The 14,580-nt window shown below is 73.4% G+C and carries 14 protein-coding genes; 10 read left to right on the top strand and 4 right to left on the bottom strand.

The features are described from left to right. Window positions 1–69 precede the first annotated feature (69 nt). The 4 genes from BT364_RS22725 to BT364_RS22710 all read left to right on the top strand — a co-directional run bounded on the left by BT364_RS22725 (window position 70) and on the right by BT364_RS22710 (window position 3,665). Complete coding sequence (locus tag BT364_RS22725; protein WP_072487076.1) at window positions 70–780, top strand: ABC transporter permease; 711 nt, start codon at window positions 70–72, stop codon at window positions 778–780. 3 nt (window positions 781–783) lie between these two features. After that, the gene (locus tag BT364_RS22720; protein WP_072487075.1) at window positions 784–1,458 is read left to right on the top strand and encodes an ABC transporter permease; all 675 of its coding nucleotides are present in this window, start codon (window positions 784–786) and stop codon (window positions 1,456–1,458) included. Window positions 1,459–1,569: 111 nt separating this feature from the next. Further along, complete coding sequence (locus BT364_RS22715; RefSeq protein ID WP_072487074.1) at window positions 1,570–2,553, top strand: ABC transporter substrate-binding protein; 984 nt, start codon at window positions 1,570–1,572, stop codon at window positions 2,551–2,553. Window positions 2,554–2,648: 95 nt separating this feature from the next. Further along, a complete protein-coding gene (locus BT364_RS22710; protein WP_177328201.1) occupies window positions 2,649–3,665 on the top strand; it encodes a hypothetical protein in 1,017 nt (338 codons plus the stop codon). A 69-nt stretch (window positions 3,666–3,734) separates the two neighbouring features. Here the strand turns inward: BT364_RS22710 and BT364_RS22705 are convergent, their stop codons facing one another. After that, on the bottom strand, window positions 3,735–4,877 hold the full coding sequence (locus BT364_RS22705; RefSeq protein WP_072487073.1) for an NADH-quinone oxidoreductase subunit D: 1,143 nt from the start codon (window positions 4,875–4,877) through the stop codon (window positions 3,735–3,737). Between the two features lie 52 nt (window positions 4,878–4,929). After that, window positions 4,930–5,910 (bottom strand): SAM-dependent methyltransferase, encoded by a 981-nt coding sequence (locus BT364_RS22700; RefSeq protein WP_072487072.1) that lies wholly within the window; start codon window positions 5,908–5,910, stop codon window positions 4,930–4,932. A 96-nt stretch (window positions 5,911–6,006) separates the two neighbouring features. Between BT364_RS22700 and BT364_RS22695 the strand changes: the two genes are divergently transcribed. Both BT364_RS22695 and BT364_RS22690 read left to right on the top strand, forming a co-directional pair. Then, window positions 6,007–7,209, top strand: coding sequence for a sensor histidine kinase (locus tag BT364_RS22695; protein ID WP_072487071.1), 1,203 nt, complete (start codon window positions 6,007–6,009; stop codon window positions 7,207–7,209). Window positions 7,210–7,252: 43 nt separating this feature from the next. Further along, window positions 7,253–7,930: a response regulator gene (locus BT364_RS22690; RefSeq protein ID WP_072487070.1), complete on the top strand. Its 678-nt coding sequence runs from the start codon at window positions 7,253–7,255 to the stop codon at window positions 7,928–7,930. Window positions 7,931–7,989: 59 nt separating this feature from the next. Here BT364_RS22690 and BT364_RS22685 read toward each other — a convergent pair whose 3' ends face one another. After that, entirely contained in the window at window positions 7,990–9,090 is a 1,101-nt protein-coding gene (locus tag BT364_RS22685) for a DUF5937 family protein (RefSeq protein ID WP_072487172.1), read from the bottom strand. Between the two features lie 105 nt (window positions 9,091–9,195). On the opposite strand from BT364_RS22685, the gene BT364_RS22680 reads away from it, so the two are divergent. Further along, a complete protein-coding gene (locus BT364_RS22680) occupies window positions 9,196–9,456 on the top strand; it encodes a hypothetical protein (protein ID WP_072487171.1) in 261 nt (86 codons plus the stop codon). Here the strand turns inward: BT364_RS22680 and BT364_RS22675 are convergent. Continuing rightward, window positions 9,453–10,667 carry a threonine aldolase family protein gene (locus tag BT364_RS22675; RefSeq protein ID WP_079179590.1) on the bottom strand — a complete coding sequence of 405 codons (1,215 nt, stop codon included), beginning with the start codon at window positions 10,665–10,667 and terminating at the stop codon, window positions 9,453–9,455. The genes BT364_RS22680 and BT364_RS22675 overlap by 4 nt on opposite strands. Before the next feature lie 191 nt (window positions 10,668–10,858). Here BT364_RS22675 and BT364_RS22670 point away from each other — a divergent pair, with 191 nt between their 5' ends. Genes BT364_RS22670 through BT364_RS22660 form a run of 3 tightly spaced genes read left to right on the top strand, consistent with a single transcriptional unit; the run spans window position 10,859 to window position 14,579 of the window. Further along, entirely contained in the window at window positions 10,859–11,797 is a 939-nt protein-coding gene (locus BT364_RS22670; RefSeq protein ID WP_072487069.1) for a Rossmann-like and DUF2520 domain-containing protein, read from the top strand. Then, window positions 11,794–12,840 (top strand): pantoate--beta-alanine ligase, encoded by a 1,047-nt coding sequence (gene panC / locus BT364_RS22665; protein ID WP_072487068.1) that lies wholly within the window; start codon window positions 11,794–11,796, stop codon window positions 12,838–12,840. The genes BT364_RS22670 and panC overlap by 4 nt, the downstream gene beginning before the upstream one ends. Continuing rightward, window positions 12,837–14,579 carry an L-aspartate oxidase gene (locus BT364_RS22660; RefSeq protein ID WP_072487067.1) on the top strand — a complete coding sequence of 581 codons (1,743 nt, stop codon included), beginning with the start codon at window positions 12,837–12,839 and terminating at the stop codon, window positions 14,577–14,579. The genes panC and BT364_RS22660 overlap by 4 nt, the downstream gene beginning before the upstream one ends. Window position 14,580: the final 1 nt, after the last annotated feature.

Raw genomic sequence — 14,580 nt, 5'->3', positions numbered from 1 at the left:
CGATTGTCAGTGGTCGAGGATAGGGTCGCCGGACATACGTACGAAGCGGTGACCGGGAGGTGGGGACGGATGGCCGCGGGACAGAACTGCCTGGTGACGAACGACTGGATCTGCGGGGAGTATCTCCGTTCCCGCAGCCAGGAGTTGACCGATGCGACGGTCCAGCACATCTGGATCACCGCGGTCTCGGTGGTGATCGGACTCCTGGTGGCTTTTCCGCTGGCGCTGCTCGCGCGCCGCAGTCGCCGTTTCGCCGGACCGGTGCTCGGTCTGACGACGGTGCTCTACACCGTGCCCTCGCTCGCCATGTTCTCGCTGCTGTTGCCGCTGTTCGGGCTCTCCGCCGCGCTGGTGGTCACCGGCCTGGTGCTGTATTCGCTGACCATTCTCGTGCGGAACATCCTGGCGGGCCTGGAAGCGGTGCCCCAGGAGGCGAAGGAGGCCGCGGAGGGGATGGGGTACGGACCGGCCCGGCTGCTGTGGGAGGTGGAACTCCCGCTGGCCGTGCCCGCGTTGATGGCCGGGGTGCGGATCGCCACGGTGTCGACGATCGCGCTGACGACGGTCGGGTCGATCATCGGCAGGGGCGGCCTCGGCAACCTCATAGGGGACGCGCTCCCCAGCTTCTTCAAGGCCCAGGTGCTCACCGCCTCGGTCCTGTGCGTACTGCTCGCGGTCGTCGCGGATCTGCTGCTGCTCGGTGTGCAGCGGCTGCTGACCCCCTGGACCCGAATACGCGCCGCGCACGCGGACGCGGACACCGTGGCAAAGGCGGTCTGACCCATGGGAGTTCTCGGCGAGGCCTGGACCTGGCTCACCACCGGCGCCAACTGGTCGGGGGAGAGCGGGGCGGCCCACCGGCTCGCCGAGCATCTGTACGTCAGCGGCGTCGCGCTCGCCCTGGCGTGCGCGGTGGCACTGCCGGTCGCGCTGTACCTGGGGCACATCGGGAAGGGGGGCGCGCTGGCCGTCAACCTCTCCAACACGGGGCGGGCGGTGCCGGTCTTCGCGGTGCTGGCGCTCTTCATGGTCTCGCCGCTGCGCAACGCCGGATATGTGCCGACGGTCATCGCGCTGGTGCTGTTCGCCGTGCCACCGCTGCTGACCAACGCCTACGTCGGGATGACGGAGGTCGACCGGTCGGTGAGGGAGGCGGCGCGCGGCATGGGGATGTCCGGGCGGCAGCTCTTCCTCCGGGTCGAACTCCCGCTGGCCTACCCGATGGTCATGACCGGGCTGCGCTCCGCCGCGGTCCAGGTGGTCGCCACGGCGACGATCGCCGCGATGGTCGGCCAGGGCGGCCTCGGCCGGATCATCACCGCCGGCTTCAACACGTACAACACACCGCAGGTGGTCGCGGGGGCGGTGCTGGTCGCCGTGCTCGCGCTGCTGGTGGAGGCGGTGCTGGTGGGCCTGGACCGGCTGCTGTCACCGCTGCGCCGCCGCCGGACGGCATGACGGCGGCATGAGCGCCCCATGGAACCCGGTCCGCGATTCCCCGATCGCATCACGTACAGACCTGTTGCTGTGAACTCGTACGGCCCCTGTGGCCGTGGACGGAGAACGACAATGAGCAAGACCTCGCGCACAGCCGGCGCGGTCATCGGCATGGTCGCGCTGGCCGGCTCGCTCGCCGCCTGCGGCGGCGACAGCCTGGAGAAGGACAAGGCGGGCTCGGCATCCGGCGGCGCCGCGGGCTCCGGCAAGAAGGGCTCGCTGGTCGTCGGCGCCGCCTCCTTCACCGAGTCCAAGGTGCTCGCGGAGTTGTACGCGCAGATCCTGGGCGACGCCGGATACAGCACCTCGGTCACCACCGTGGCGAACCGGGAACTGTACGAGCCGTCCCTGGAGAAGGGTGAGATCGATGTCGTCCCCGAATACGCCGCGACGATCGCCGAATTCCTCAATGCCAAGGTGAACGGCTCGAAGAAGGCCGAGAAGGCGCCGGTCGCCTCCGGTGACACGGCGGCCACGGTCGCCGCGCTGGAGAAGCTCGCCACCCCGCGCGGACTGAAGGTGCTTCCGGCCGGTGCGGCCGTCGACCAGAACGCCTTCGCGGTCACCAAGGAATTCGCCGGGAAGAACAAGCTCAAGACCCTTTCGGACCTCGGCAGGTCGAAGGCCGAAGTGAAGATCGCGGCGGGTGACGAGTGCGAGGTGCGGCCGTTCTGCGCACCCGGTCTGAAGAAGACGTACGGCATCAATGTCACCGGTATAGACCCCAAGGGAGTCGGTACGCCGCAGTCCAAGCAGGCGGTCAAGGACGGCAAGGACCAGTTGGTCCTCACCACCACCACGGACGCGGTGCTGGACAGCTACGGCCTGGTGTTCCTGGAGGACGACAAGAAGCTTCAGAACGCCGACAACGTGCTGCCGGTCCTCAATGCGAAGGACGCCGGTTCCCAGGACATCGCCGACGCACTCGGCAAGCTCACCAAGGCGCTCACCACCGAGGATCTCGCGGAACTGAACCGCAAGGTCGACGCCGAGCGCGCAAAGCCCGCCGATGTGGCCAAGGACTATCTGCGCTCGAAGCGCCTCGTCGAGAAGTAGGAATCGGGGCGGAAAGGGGGCCGTCAGGTAACCGGCAGGGAACAGATTGGCGGGCGGCCCCCCAAGTGCCCCGTACACACGGTAAATTTCAGGCCATGCCACGTGGACGTCATCGCCATTCGCCACCTCTGCACAGAATCCTTCCGCCGTCGGCAGTCGTCGGAGTCTCGGTCCTCTGTGCCGGGGGCGCCTGGCTGCTCGCCGAGCCCCTGGTCCTGCGCGGTCTGGTGGCCGCCTCGGCGGCTGCCGCCGTGACCGGCGCGTATCTGATGCGCAGCTGGGACCGGGAGGCCGGCCGCCGGGTCGCGGAGCTGACGCGGGCCCGCGCCGGTGACGAGTGGCGGGCCGAGGAGCGGCTCGCCGAGCTGGACGCCGACCTGGAGGAGTCGCGGGAGCTGCGCACCCGGCTGGAGACGAAGCTGCGCCGCAAGCGCGTGGAGCTCGCCAACCTCCGCGGGGAGCACGCCGCGCTGCTGCGCCGGTACGCCAACGCCGAGACCGAGCGCGCCAGTGCGCTGGAGGGCCGCAGGCAGCTCGCCATCGAGGCCGCCGCCGCACCCCGGGAGCTGCCTGCCGCGTGCAGCACGCCGACACCGGCCGCCTATCTGCGGGCCGCCCAGGCGCTGGAGGACCTCTCGCGCAACGGGGCGCTCCAGGAGGCACGCCGCACCGCCGAGCAGGCCAGGAAGCGCGATCTGGAGGAGCGGTCCCGGGAGGAGGAGGAACGGCAGGGCAAGCACGCCGCGGACGAGGACCGGACCGGCGCGCGGCATCTGCGCCCGCCGACCGCCCTGCCCGCACCCCGTCGGTCCGCCGCTCTGCCCCCGGCGCGCACCGCACCGGCCGCCACCGCCGTCGCCCCGTACGCGGCCTCCCGCCGCCATCCGGTGCCGCAGGGCAGCTTCGACTTCTTCGGTACGCAGAAGGCTGCGCGCGCCGCGATCGAGTCCGTGCAGGACGAGGACCTCGCCGACGTGGTGGGCGAGGAGGCGCTGGCCGCACACCGTACGGGCACGGCCCCGGAGCGCGTCGTGGGCGAGGTCATCGACCTGACCGCACACGACGAGACCGAGCAGCTGGACGTGGTGGAGCTGCGCAGCGCGATCTCGTAGCGCACGCGACCCGCACGACGAGCAGCGGCCGCCGCCCCGGGACCCGGGACGGCGGCCGCTGCTCGTCGGTCACTTGTCGATGTCGCCGACGACGAAGAAGAGCGAGCCCAGGATCGCCACCATGTCGGCGACCAGCGTGCCCGGCAGCAGCTCGGTGAGCGCCTGGATGTTGTTGTACGAGGCGGAGCGGAGCTTCAGCCGGTACGGGGTCTTCTCGCCCTTGGACACCAGGTAGTAGCCGTTGACGCCGAGCGGGTTCTCGGTCCAGGCGTAGGTGTGGCCCTCGGGGGCCTTCAGCACCTTGGGCAGCCGCTGGTTGATCGGTCCGGGGGCCAGGGCGGCCATCCGGTCCAGGCAGGCGTCCGCGAGGTCCAGGGCGTTGTGCGTCTGCTCCAGCAGGCACTCGAAGCGGGCCAGGCAGTCGCCCTCGGTGCGGGTGACCACCTTCAGGGTGTCCTGGAGCTCCCCGTACGCGAGATACGGCTCGTCGCGCCGCAGGTCGAAGTCGACGCCCGAGGCGCGGGCGATCGGCCCGGACACCCCGTACGCGTGCACGGTCCCGGCGGAGAGCACGCCCACGCCGCGGGTGCGGCCCCGGAAGATCTCGTTGCCGAGCACCAGGTCGTCGTAGACGTCCATCCGGGACCGGACCGAGGCGACGGCGTCCCGGGCGCGGCCGAGCCATCCGGCCGGGAGGTCCTCCTTGAGGCCGCCGACGCGGTTGAACATGTAGTGCATCCGGCCGCCGGAGACCTCCTCCATCACGGCCTGGAGCTCCTCGCGCTCGCGGAAGGCGTAGAACACCGGGGTGATCCCGCCGAGTTCGAGCGGGTACGAACCGAGGAACATCAGATGGTTCAGGACCCGGTTCAGCTCGGCGAGCAGGGTGCGGGTCCAGACCGCGCGCTCCGGGACCTCCATGCCGAGCATGCGCTCCACGGCCATCACGACGCCCAGCTCGTTGGAGAACGCCGACAGCCAGTCGTGGCGGTTGGCGAGCATCACGATCTGCCGGTAGTCGCGGGCCTCGAACAGCTTCTCGGCGCCCCGGTGCATGTAGCCGATGACCGGCTCGGCGTGCTGGATGCGCTCGCCGTCCAGGACGATGCGCAGTCGGAGCACGCCGTGGGTGGAGGGGTGCTGCGGGCCGATGTTGAGCACCATGTCGGTGCTCTCCGCCGCGCCGCCGATGCCGACTGTCGTCTCCGTCATGCGGCCAGTATCGCGTGGCCGGGCCGGGACTCCGAGCCCAGGGCGCCCGCTCTCAGCCCCTGCGCTGCATCAGCCAGCCGAAATCGCCGAGGCCGCCCCGGGCCGTCAGCTCCGCCGCCTCGCCCGCCGAGGCGAGCGCCCGTACGTAGCCGGCCGGGTCGGCCGACGCCAGGGCCAGGGGCGGGCGCTCGCCGCTGACGCCGAGGCGGCGCAGCGCCTCGCGCTGGCTCAGCAGCTCGGGCGGCGCACCGCCACCGGACCCGGCCACCGCGCACGCGTCCAGCGCCACGTGCGAGGTGAGGTCGCAGCTGCCGTCCGGCACCGGCCGGACCTCGCGGCCGGCCCGGAAGCCGGTCAGGGTGCCGAACGGGGGCCGCGCCTCGCGCACATGGGCGTAGTCCACCGCCACGGCGAGCCCCCCGGCCAGCGTGGTCACCGCCCGCGCCCAGGCCTCGTCGCGGGGGCGGCCGATCTCCGCCCGGCTGCCCGGGCCGGCCGACGGCCACCAGCGGCGCAGCCACTCGGCGTCCGCCCCGGTCACCGGCCCGCCCAGCCGTTCCGTACCGTCCCCGGGCCGGACGAGGACGTACCGGGCGACACCGTCCGCGTCGGTCTCGGCGACCTCGGTCGGGACGTTGTCCAGCCACTCGTTGGCGAACAGCAGGCCACGGGTCCCCGGCGGCGGTTCGGCGCACCACTCGATCCGGGGATCCAGTCCGGGCGGACGGCCGACCAGCTCCACGGCGTACGCCCGCACGGTCAGACCGTCGGCGCCGGCGGACGGCAGCGCCGCCAGCACCCCCGTCAGCAGCTCGCCCCGCCCGGCGCCCAGGTCCACCAGGTCGACCGAGCCGGTACCCAGCTCCCGTGCCGTTGCGACCAGCAGCCGGGCGACGGCGGAGGCGAAGAGCGGGGAGGCGTGGACGGAGGTACGGAAGTGGCCCGCCGGCCCTTCGGGGCTCCGGTAGAACCCCCCGTCCCCGTACAAAGCGGTCTCCGCCGCCTCCTGCCACCCACGCCACTCGTCCGTCACGTGTCCAAGTCTCCACCTTGGGGAGTACGGTCCCTGGAGCCGGATCGGCCCTTCGGCTGACCCGTCCGCCCCTTGCCTGTCCCTACGCTGGGTCACGTGCAGCGCCTCTACGAATTCCTCCGCAGACACCCGACGGGCGTCGACACCTTCTGGGCCGTCGTCCTCCTCGGGCTCTCCGGCCTGTCCATCGTGGGTATGGGAGGAAGCACGAGGGAGCGCGTCGCCGCCGTTCCGATCATCCTCGGCCTCTGCGTGGTCGTCGCCCTGCGCCGGCGCGCGCCGGAGAAGATGCTGCTGCTCGCCATCGCGATGGGGGTGACGCAGATGGTCACCGGGGTGGGGCCCGGTGTCATGAACTTCGCGATGCTGGTGATCGTCTTCACCGTGGCCACCGTCGGGGAGCGCTGGGCGTCCTGGCTCGCGCTGGTCTGCAGCCTGAGCGCGGCGTCGCTGTCCAAGCTGCGCTGGCCGGGCGAGGGGCCGCGGACCGGCTGGGCCGAGGAAGTCTTCATCGTCGTCGTGCTGACCGTTCCGTTCGTGCTCGCCTGGGTGCTCGGCGACTCGATGCGGACCAGGCGCGCCTACTTCAGCCAGCTGGAGGAGCGCGCCGCCCGGCTGGAGCGGGAGCGCGAGGCGCAGTCGAAGGTCGCGGTGGCGGCCGAGCGCGCCCGAATCGCCCGCGAACTCCACGACGTCGTCGCGCACAACGTGTCGGTGATGGTGGTGCAGGCCGACGGTGCGGCGTACGTCATGGACGCGGCCCCCGACCAGGCCAAGCAGGCTCTGGAGACCATCTCCAGCACCGGCAGGCAGGCACTGGCCGAGATGCGGCGGCTGCTCGGGGTGCTGCGGACGGGCGACGCGCAGGAGAGCGGGGAGTACGTCCCGCAGCCCGATGTGGACCAGATCGGGGATCTGATCGAACAGGTCAGACAGACCGGCCTGGCCGTCGACTTCAAGATCGAGGGAACCCCGCGCCCGCTGCCCAGCGGGGTCGAGCTGACCGCGTACCGCATCGTGCAGGAGGCCCTGACCAACACCCGCAAGCACGGCGGCCCGGACGCGGGGGCCAGTGTGCGTCTGGTCTACTTCGACGACGGGCTCGGGCTGCTGGTCGAGGACGACGGGCGGGGCGCGGCGCACGAACTGTACGAGGACGGCGGCGCCGACGGCGCGGGCCACGGGATGATCGGTATGCGCGAGCGGGTCGGCATGGTCGGCGGCACGCTGGACGCCGGGCCGAGGCCCGGTGGCGGCTTCCGGATCAGCGCGCTGCTGCCGCTCAAGCCGGCCCACTAGGCGTCGGAGCCGACGCCCTATCAGACAGGAGACAGGACCCCTCATGGCGATCCGCGTGATGCTCGTCGACGACCAGGTGCTGCTGCGCACCGGCTTCCGGATGGTGCTCGCCGCCCAGCCGGACATGGAGGTCGTGGCCGAGGCCGGCGACGGCGCGGAGGCGATCGAGAACCTTCGCTCCACCGCCGTCGATGTGGTGCTGATGGATGTGCGGATGCCGCGGCTGGACGGTGTCGAGGCCACCCGGCGCATCTGCGCGCAGCCGGACGCGCCCAAGGTGCTCATCCTGACCACGTTCGACCTCGACGAGTACGCCTTCTCCGGGCTGAAGGCCGGGGCCAGCGGCTTCATGCTCAAGGACGTGCCGCCCGCCGAGCTGCTGGCCGCGATCCGCTCCGTGCACAGCGGTGACGCGGTCGTCGCCCCGTCCACCACCCGCAGGCTGCTCGACCGCTTCTCGCCGATGCTGCCCAGCGGCGCCGGCGAGCCGCAGCACAAGGACATCGCCAAGCTCACCGAACGCGAGCGCGAGGTGATGCTGCTGGTCGCCCAGGGCATGTCGAACGGCGAGATCGCGGCGCGCCTGGTGCTCTCCGAGGCGACGGTGAAGACGCACGTGGGCCGCATCCTCACCAAGTTGAACCTGCGCGACCGGGTGCAGGTCGTGGTCCTCGCGTACGAGACGGGGCTGGTCCGGGCCGGTGGTGGCGGGACGGTCTGACCGGCGGGCCCGCCGGTCCGGGGCGGCGGGCCGTCGTCGGGGCCCGGGGCGCCTTCCGTTCAGCGCAGGATGCCTTCCAGGAAGTCGCTGCCGAGCCGTGCCACCGAGGTCAGGTCCAGCTGGTGCAGTACGTACCGGCCGCGCCGCCGGGTGGTGACCAGGCCCGCCTTCTTCAGCACCGAGAGATGCCGGGAGACCTCGGGGGCCGTGATGCCGTGCGTGTCGGCGAGCTGGCCGGTCGTGTGCGGGGAGCGGGCGAGGTGGCGGCAGAGCCGCATCCTCATCGGGTGGGCCAGCGCCTCCATGCGCAGCTGGAGCAGTTCCACGGAGGCGGGGGAGGGCAGCTCGGGCTGGTGCACCGGGTAGTGGATCACCGGGCGCCAGCCCGGGGCGTGCAGCAGATTGAGGTGCGGCCAGCCGAAGGTGGACGGGATGAGGGTGAGCCCGGGGCCGACGGCGCTGGTGCGGCCCTCGGTCAGCTTGTCGGCGCTGATCCGGGTCACGGCCTCGTCGACGGTCAGCGCCGTGGAGACCGCGCCCATCGCCTCGCCGATCCCCCTGCGCCGCAGCAGGTCGGTCTTGTGCCGGGCGTCGGCGACCAGCTGGACCCGCACCCGGCACCAGGTGTCCGCGAAGAACGCCCGGTCGCAGTCCTCGAACAGGCGCCGCACCCAGGCCCGCACCGGGGCCGGGTCGGCCAGCAGCTGCTGGGCGAACTCCACCTGCCGGGGGCCGCGCGCCGCCGCCATCTCCAGGGCGCGGGCGCGCATCGTCGGGTCGTCGAGCGGGGAGGGGGCGCCCTGCCCGTACAGGCTGGTGCAGGTGAACTCCAGGGCGGCGGCGACGAACCGCTCGTCGTCCAGCCGGTCGAGGATGTCGAGGTCCTCGGCGAGGTCGGCGCCCGTCCGGCCGTTGCCGCCGAGGATTCCGGCGAACGGCATGAAGACGTCCGAGAACGTGTGGCGCCACAGGAAGTCGGCCTCGTGCAGCCGGTCGGCGAGATCCGGGTCCAGCGCGCTGGAGGTCGCCGTCGCCCAGCCGTGCAGGCCCGGGTGGTGTCCCGGCTCGGAGAGGGCGTGCAGGGCCAGCCCCAGCTCGGCGAGGGGGGAGGTCTCGAAGACGATGCGGCCTGGCGCCAGCCCGGCGATGTCGATGTGCACGCTCACCCCTCCATGGTGCGGGGTGGCCGCGGAAGGCATCGCACCATTTGACGGTGGTCGTCAATCGGCGGGCCGAGCGGCCGGGGACCGGCCCACGCTGTGGCCATGGACGCCATTCAGCAGCACATGATCGACAGCTGTCGCGCGGCCCAGCGGGGCGAGCCGGCGCCGCCACTGCCGGGCCGGCACGACTGGGCCGTGGTGCGCGAGGCACGCGACCGGGCCCGCTTCGACGCGGTGATCGCGGGCCGCCCGGCGCGCGGCCTCCGATGGGCGGCCCTGCGTTCCCTGATCGCCCGGAGCCGCGGAACCGGCGGCTGTGGCGCTCCCGGCCATTCCCCCGCCGGCCCGGCGGAATCCCGCTAGGCCAGCCGCTCCACGAACTCCCGTACGGCGTTCCGCACATCCCCAGCCGTCCACTCCAGCCCCTCCCGTCCCACCGTCACCTCGGTGAACGACAGTCCGGGCGGCCCGGCGGCCGCCGGGTACCACTTGCGGAAGAGGGACACGCCCGTCTCCTCCGCCTGCCGCACCGCCGCCTCCGTCAGGACGTCCGCCCCGTACGGCAGCCACACCTGGAACTGGTGCGTGTGCGGCGGCTCCGGATGCACCCGGAACCACGGGGTGCCGGCCGCCGGGAAGCCCTCGGCCAGCGCCCCGGCCACCACCTTCGCCTGCGCCACGTACGAAGCCAGCTGCGGCAGCTCCCGGTCGAGGCCGATCAGGGCGGCGAGCGCCGCGGGGAACTGCTGGAAGAGCTGCCCGCCGTACCGGTGGCGCCAGGTGCGGGCCTCCTCGATCAGCGAGGCGGGACCGGCCAGCGCGGCCCCGGAGATCCCGCCGAGGGTCTTGTAGAACGACACGTACACGCTGTCCGCGAGTGCCGCGATCTCCGGCAGCTCCCGCCCGAAGCGGGGGGCGCACTCCCACAGCCGCGCGCCGTCGATGTGCACCACCGCATCGCGTTCCCGCGCGGCCGCCACCACGTCCTCCAGCTCCTCCCACGTCGGCAGGACGAAACCGGCGTCGCGCAACGGCAGCTCCAGCATCAGCGTGCCGAACGGCTCGTCGAAGTCGCGGATCTCCTGAGCCGTGGGCAGCCGGGGCTCGTACGTCGGATGGACCGTACGCAGCCCGCTCACCGCCCCCAGCGCGCCGCGCTCGTGCACCTCGGGGTGGGCGAGGGGATGCAGCGCCACCGTGGGGTTGCCGGTCCGCCCGGCCCAGCACCGCAGCGCGACCTGCTGCGCCATCGTCCCGGTCGGGAAGAACGCCGCGGCCTCCGTCCCCAGCAGGCCCGCGATCCGCTCCTCCAGCTCGGCGACGACGCCGTCGCCGTAGATGTCCGCGGGGCGGTCGAGATCGGTGACGGACCCGGCCCCGGCCGTCAGCGCGGCCAGCCGCTCACCGAGCGGGAGGTTCATGGCCGGCCGGATCAGGACCCGTTCGGCCGCGGCCCAGGCGTTGATCCTGCGCGACCGCTGCGCGTCCTGAGAGGATTCCTCCCGCAGCTCCTCCCGCGGGTCCTCCGGTGCCTCCGGCCGTGACTGCCCGCCCATGTCTGCTGTGTCTGTCATGGGACGATCATCACGCAGCCCGCAGCGCGGGCCCACACGGTTTTCCGGGCGTTCCCGGCTCCGGGCCGCGCCTCCCGCCCGGACTTTTCCCACAGGCTGTGGACGGCCAGGAGTCAGGACGAAACGCTGGCGTAGCATGCAGAGGAGTCGTCCGGTACCCCCTGCGGACTGGAACGGAAGGCCATCGCCGCGTGAATGCAACAGCCCCCCATGACCCCCTCGACGCGAGGGACCGCCCCGCCCGCCTCACGGTCGGCGTCGTGGGCGCGGGCCGTGTCGGCCCCGCTCTCGCCGCGTCCCTGCAGCTCGCCGGGCACCGGCCGGTCGCCGTGTCGGGCGTCTCCGACGCGTCCGTGCGCCGGGCAGCCGCCCTGCTGCCCGACGTGCCGCTGGTACCGCCCGCCGAGGTCCTCGCGCGCGCCGAGCTGGTGCTGCTGACCGTCCCCGACGACGCCCTGCCCGGCCTGGTCGAGGGCCTCGCCGGGACCGGCGCGGTGCGGCCGGGGCAGCTGATCGTCCACACCTCGGGGCGGTACGGGACCGGCGTCCTGGACCCGGCGCTGCGGGCCGGCGCCCTGCCGCTCGCCCTGCACCCCGCGATGACGTTCACCGGCACCTCCGTCGACGTCCAGCGGCTGGCCGGCTGCTCCTTCGGCGTGACCGCCCCCGAGGAGCTGCGGCTCGCCGCCGAGGCGCTGGTCATCGAGATGGGCGGCGAGCCCGAATGGATCGCGGAGGAGTCCCGTCCGCTCTACCACGCGGCGCTCGCCCTCGGTGCGAACCACCTGGTCACCCTGGTCGCCCAGTCGATGGAGCTGCTGCGCACGGCGGGGGTCACCGCCCCCGACCGGATGCTCGGCCCGCTGCTCGGCGCCGCGCTCGACAACGCCCTGCGCTCCGGCGACGCCGCGCTGACCGGCCCCGTGGCCCGCGGCGACGCCGGTACGGTCGCCGCGCACATCGGCGAGCTGCGCAGGCACGCCCCGCAGACCGTGGCCGGATACGTCGCGATGGCCCGCGCCACCGCCGACCGCGCCCTCGCCCACGGCATGCTCAAGCCGGAGCTGGCCGAGGACCTGCTCGGGGTCCTGGCCGACGGCACGGGCACCGGATCACAGGAGCCCCGATGACCGACACGACCGGCACCCCCCGCCCCGCCGCGCCCCACGGGCCCGCGGCCCCCCTGCTCCGCACCGCGGCCGAGCTCGGCGCGTTCGCCCCCTTCGAGGGACCGCGGGCCGTCGTCATGACCATGGGCGCCCTGCACGAGGGCCATGCCACCCTGATCCGCGCCGCCCGCGCGGCGGCGGGCCCCGACGGCCAGGTGGTCGTCACCGTGTTCGTCAACCCGCTCCAGTTCGGCGAGGCCGCCGACCTGGAGCGCTACCCCCGCACGCTCGACGCCGATCTCGCCGTGGCGGGCGCCGCCGGGGCGGACGCGGTCTTCGCGCCGTCCGTCGACGAGGTCTACCCCGGCGGCGAGCCGCAGGTCCGGATCTCGGCGGGCCCGATGGGTGAGCGGCTCGAAGGGGCCTCGCGCCCCGGGCACTTCGACGGCATGCTCACCGTCGTCGCCAAGCTCCTCCACCTGACCCGCCCCGACGTCGCGTTCTACGGGCAGAAGGACGCCCAGCAGCTGGCGCTGATCCGCCGGATGGTGCGCGATCTGAACTTCCCCGTGGAGATCGTCGGCGTGGAGACGGTCCGCGAGCCGGACGGCCTGGCGCTCTCCAGCCGCAACCGCTTCCTGGACGCGGAGGAGCGGCACACCGCCCTCGCCCTGTCCCGGGCCCTGTTCGCCGCCCGCGACCGGCTCGCCGCCCAGCAGGCGCTGCACGCCCGCGCCCAGACCACCTCGGCCACCACCGGCCGGGCCGCCGCGCTCACCGCGCTCGGCGAGGCCCGCGCCGCCGCCGACACCCAGGCGGTGGCCCTGGCCCGCCCGGTCGACGGCCCCTCGGCGGTACGGGCGGCCGCGCTCCTGATCCTCGACGACGCGGCGGCCGCACAGCCCCCGCTCGCCCTGGACTACCTGGCACTGGTGGACCCGGCCGACTTCACCGAGATTCCCGACGACCGCACCACCGGCGAGGCGACCCTCGCCGTCGCCGCGCGGGTCGGCAAGACCCGCCTCATCGACAACATCCCGCTGACCTTCGGAGCCACCACGTGACCGGAATACGGCTGACCGCCCCCGCCCCCGGCTGGTCCATCGACGCCGACGTCGTGGTGGTCGGCTCCGGCGTGGCCGGTCTCACCACCGCGCTGCGCTGCGCCGCCGCGGGCCTCGCCACCGTCGTCGTCACCAAGGCCCGCCTCGACGACGGCTCCACCCGCTGGGCGCAGGGCGGTATCGCGGCCGCGCTCGGCGAGGGCGACACCCCCGAGCAGCACCTCGACGACACCCTGGTCGCGGGCGCCGGCCTGTGCGACGGGGCGGCGGTGCGGATGCTGGTCACCGAGGGCCCGGACGCGGTGCGCCGGCTGATCGGGACCGGCGCCCACTTCGACACCACGGAGAGCGGCGACATCGCGCTGACCCGTGAGGGCGGCCACCACCGCCGCCGCATCGCCCACGCGGGCGGCGACGCCACGGGCGCCGAGATCTCCCGCGCCCTGGTCGAGGCGGTCCGCGAGGCCGCCCTGCATACCGTGGAGAACGCGCTCGTACTGGACCTCCTCACCGACGCCGGAGGACGTACGGCGGGCGTCACGCTGCACGTCATGGGCGAGGGCCAGCACGACGGCGTCGGCGCGGTCCACGCCCCCGCGGTGGTCCTCGCCACCGGCGGCATGGGCCAGGTCTTCTCCGCCACCACCAACCCGGCGGTCTCCACCGGCGACGGCGTGGCGCTGGCGCTGCGGGCCGGCGCGGAGATCTCCGACCTGGAGTTCGTCCAGTTCCACCCGACGGTCCTCTTCCTCGGCGCCGGCTCCGAGGGCCAGCAGCCGCTGGTCTCGGAAGCGGTACGGGGCGAGGGCGCCCATCTCGTCGACGCGTCCGGCACGCGCTTCATGCTCGGACAGCACGAGCTGGCGGAGCTGGCCCCGCGCGACATCGTCGCCAAGGCCATCACCCGCCGGATGGAGCTGCTCGGCACCGAGCACATGTACCTCGACGCCCGCCACTTCGGCGCCGAGATGTGGGAGCAGCGCTTCCCCACGATCCTGGCGGCCTGCCGCGCCCACGGCATCGACCCGGTCACCGAACCGATTCCCGTCGCCCCCGCCGCGCACTACGCCTCCGGCGGCATCCGCACCGACCTGCGGGGACGTACCACGGTGCCCGGTCTGTACGCCTGCGGCGAGGTCGCCTGCACCGGCGTGCACGGCGCGAACCGGCTGGCGTCCAACTCCCTGCTGGAGGGCCTCGTCTTCGCCGAGCGCATCGCGGCGGACATCGTCGAGGACCGGCCCCGCGCGGGCGCCGCGGAGACCGGCGACGACCACGGGCCCTCCCCGCTGATCGCCCCGGAGGCCCGGTCCACGATCCAGCGCATCATGACCCGGGGCGCCGGAGTCCTCCGCTCCGCGGAGAGCCTGGCCGCCGCCGCCGACGAGCTGGAGGCCCTCCACAACAGTGCCGCCCTGGCCGTGGAGGCCGACGAGCCCAAGGTCGCGGTGCCCGGCGTCGAGGCGTGGGAGGCCACCAACCTGCTGCTCGTCTCGCGCGTCCTGGTCGCCGCCGCCCGGCAGCGCGAGGAGACCCGCGGCTGCCACTGGCGCGAGGACCGGCCCGAGCGCGACGACGAGAACTGGCGCCGCCACCTCGTCGTACGGCTCACCCCGGAGCGCCGCCCGGTCCTCCGTCGGACGGAGACCCAGGCATTCGGGCCCGTACGCCCCACGCAGGCACCAGACTGCGCAGCAGCACCCCCCACCCACCCCGCCGACGTCACCGAGGAGCCGTAAC

The sequence above is a fragment of the Streptomyces atratus genome (assembly GCF_900119365.1).
GTDB classification, from domain to species: Bacteria; Actinomycetota; Actinomycetes; order Streptomycetales; family Streptomycetaceae; genus Streptomyces; species Streptomyces atratus_B.
The sequence above is the reverse complement of the archived record's forward strand: the minus strand, read 5'-3'. Positions and strand labels throughout refer to the sequence as shown.

Coding starts and splice junctions, on each gene's coding strand:
- BT364_RS22725 (WP_072487076.1), top strand. CDS start 70: ATGGCCGCGGGACAGAACTGCCTGGTGACGAACGACTGGATCTGCGGG.
- BT364_RS22720 (WP_072487075.1), top strand. CDS start 784: ATGGGAGTTCTCGGCGAGGCCTGGACCTGGCTCACCACCGGCGCCAAC.
- BT364_RS22715 (WP_072487074.1), top strand. CDS start 1,570: ATGAGCAAGACCTCGCGCACAGCCGGCGCGGTCATCGGCATGGTCGCG.
- BT364_RS22710 (WP_177328201.1), top strand. CDS start 2,649: ATGCCACGTGGACGTCATCGCCATTCGCCACCTCTGCACAGAATCCTT.
- BT364_RS22705 (WP_072487073.1), bottom strand. CDS start 4,877: ATGACGGAGACGACAGTCGGCATCGGCGGCGCGGCGGAGAGCACCGAC.
- BT364_RS22690 (WP_072487070.1), top strand. CDS start 7,253: ATGGCGATCCGCGTGATGCTCGTCGACGACCAGGTGCTGCTGCGCACC.
- BT364_RS22680 (WP_072487171.1), top strand. CDS start 9,196: ATGGACGCCATTCAGCAGCACATGATCGACAGCTGTCGCGCGGCCCAG.
- BT364_RS22675 (WP_079179590.1), bottom strand. CDS start 10,667: ATGACAGACACAGCAGACATGGGCGGGCAGTCACGGCCGGAGGCACCG.
- panC (WP_072487068.1), top strand. CDS start 11,794: ATGACCGACACGACCGGCACCCCCCGCCCCGCCGCGCCCCACGGGCCC.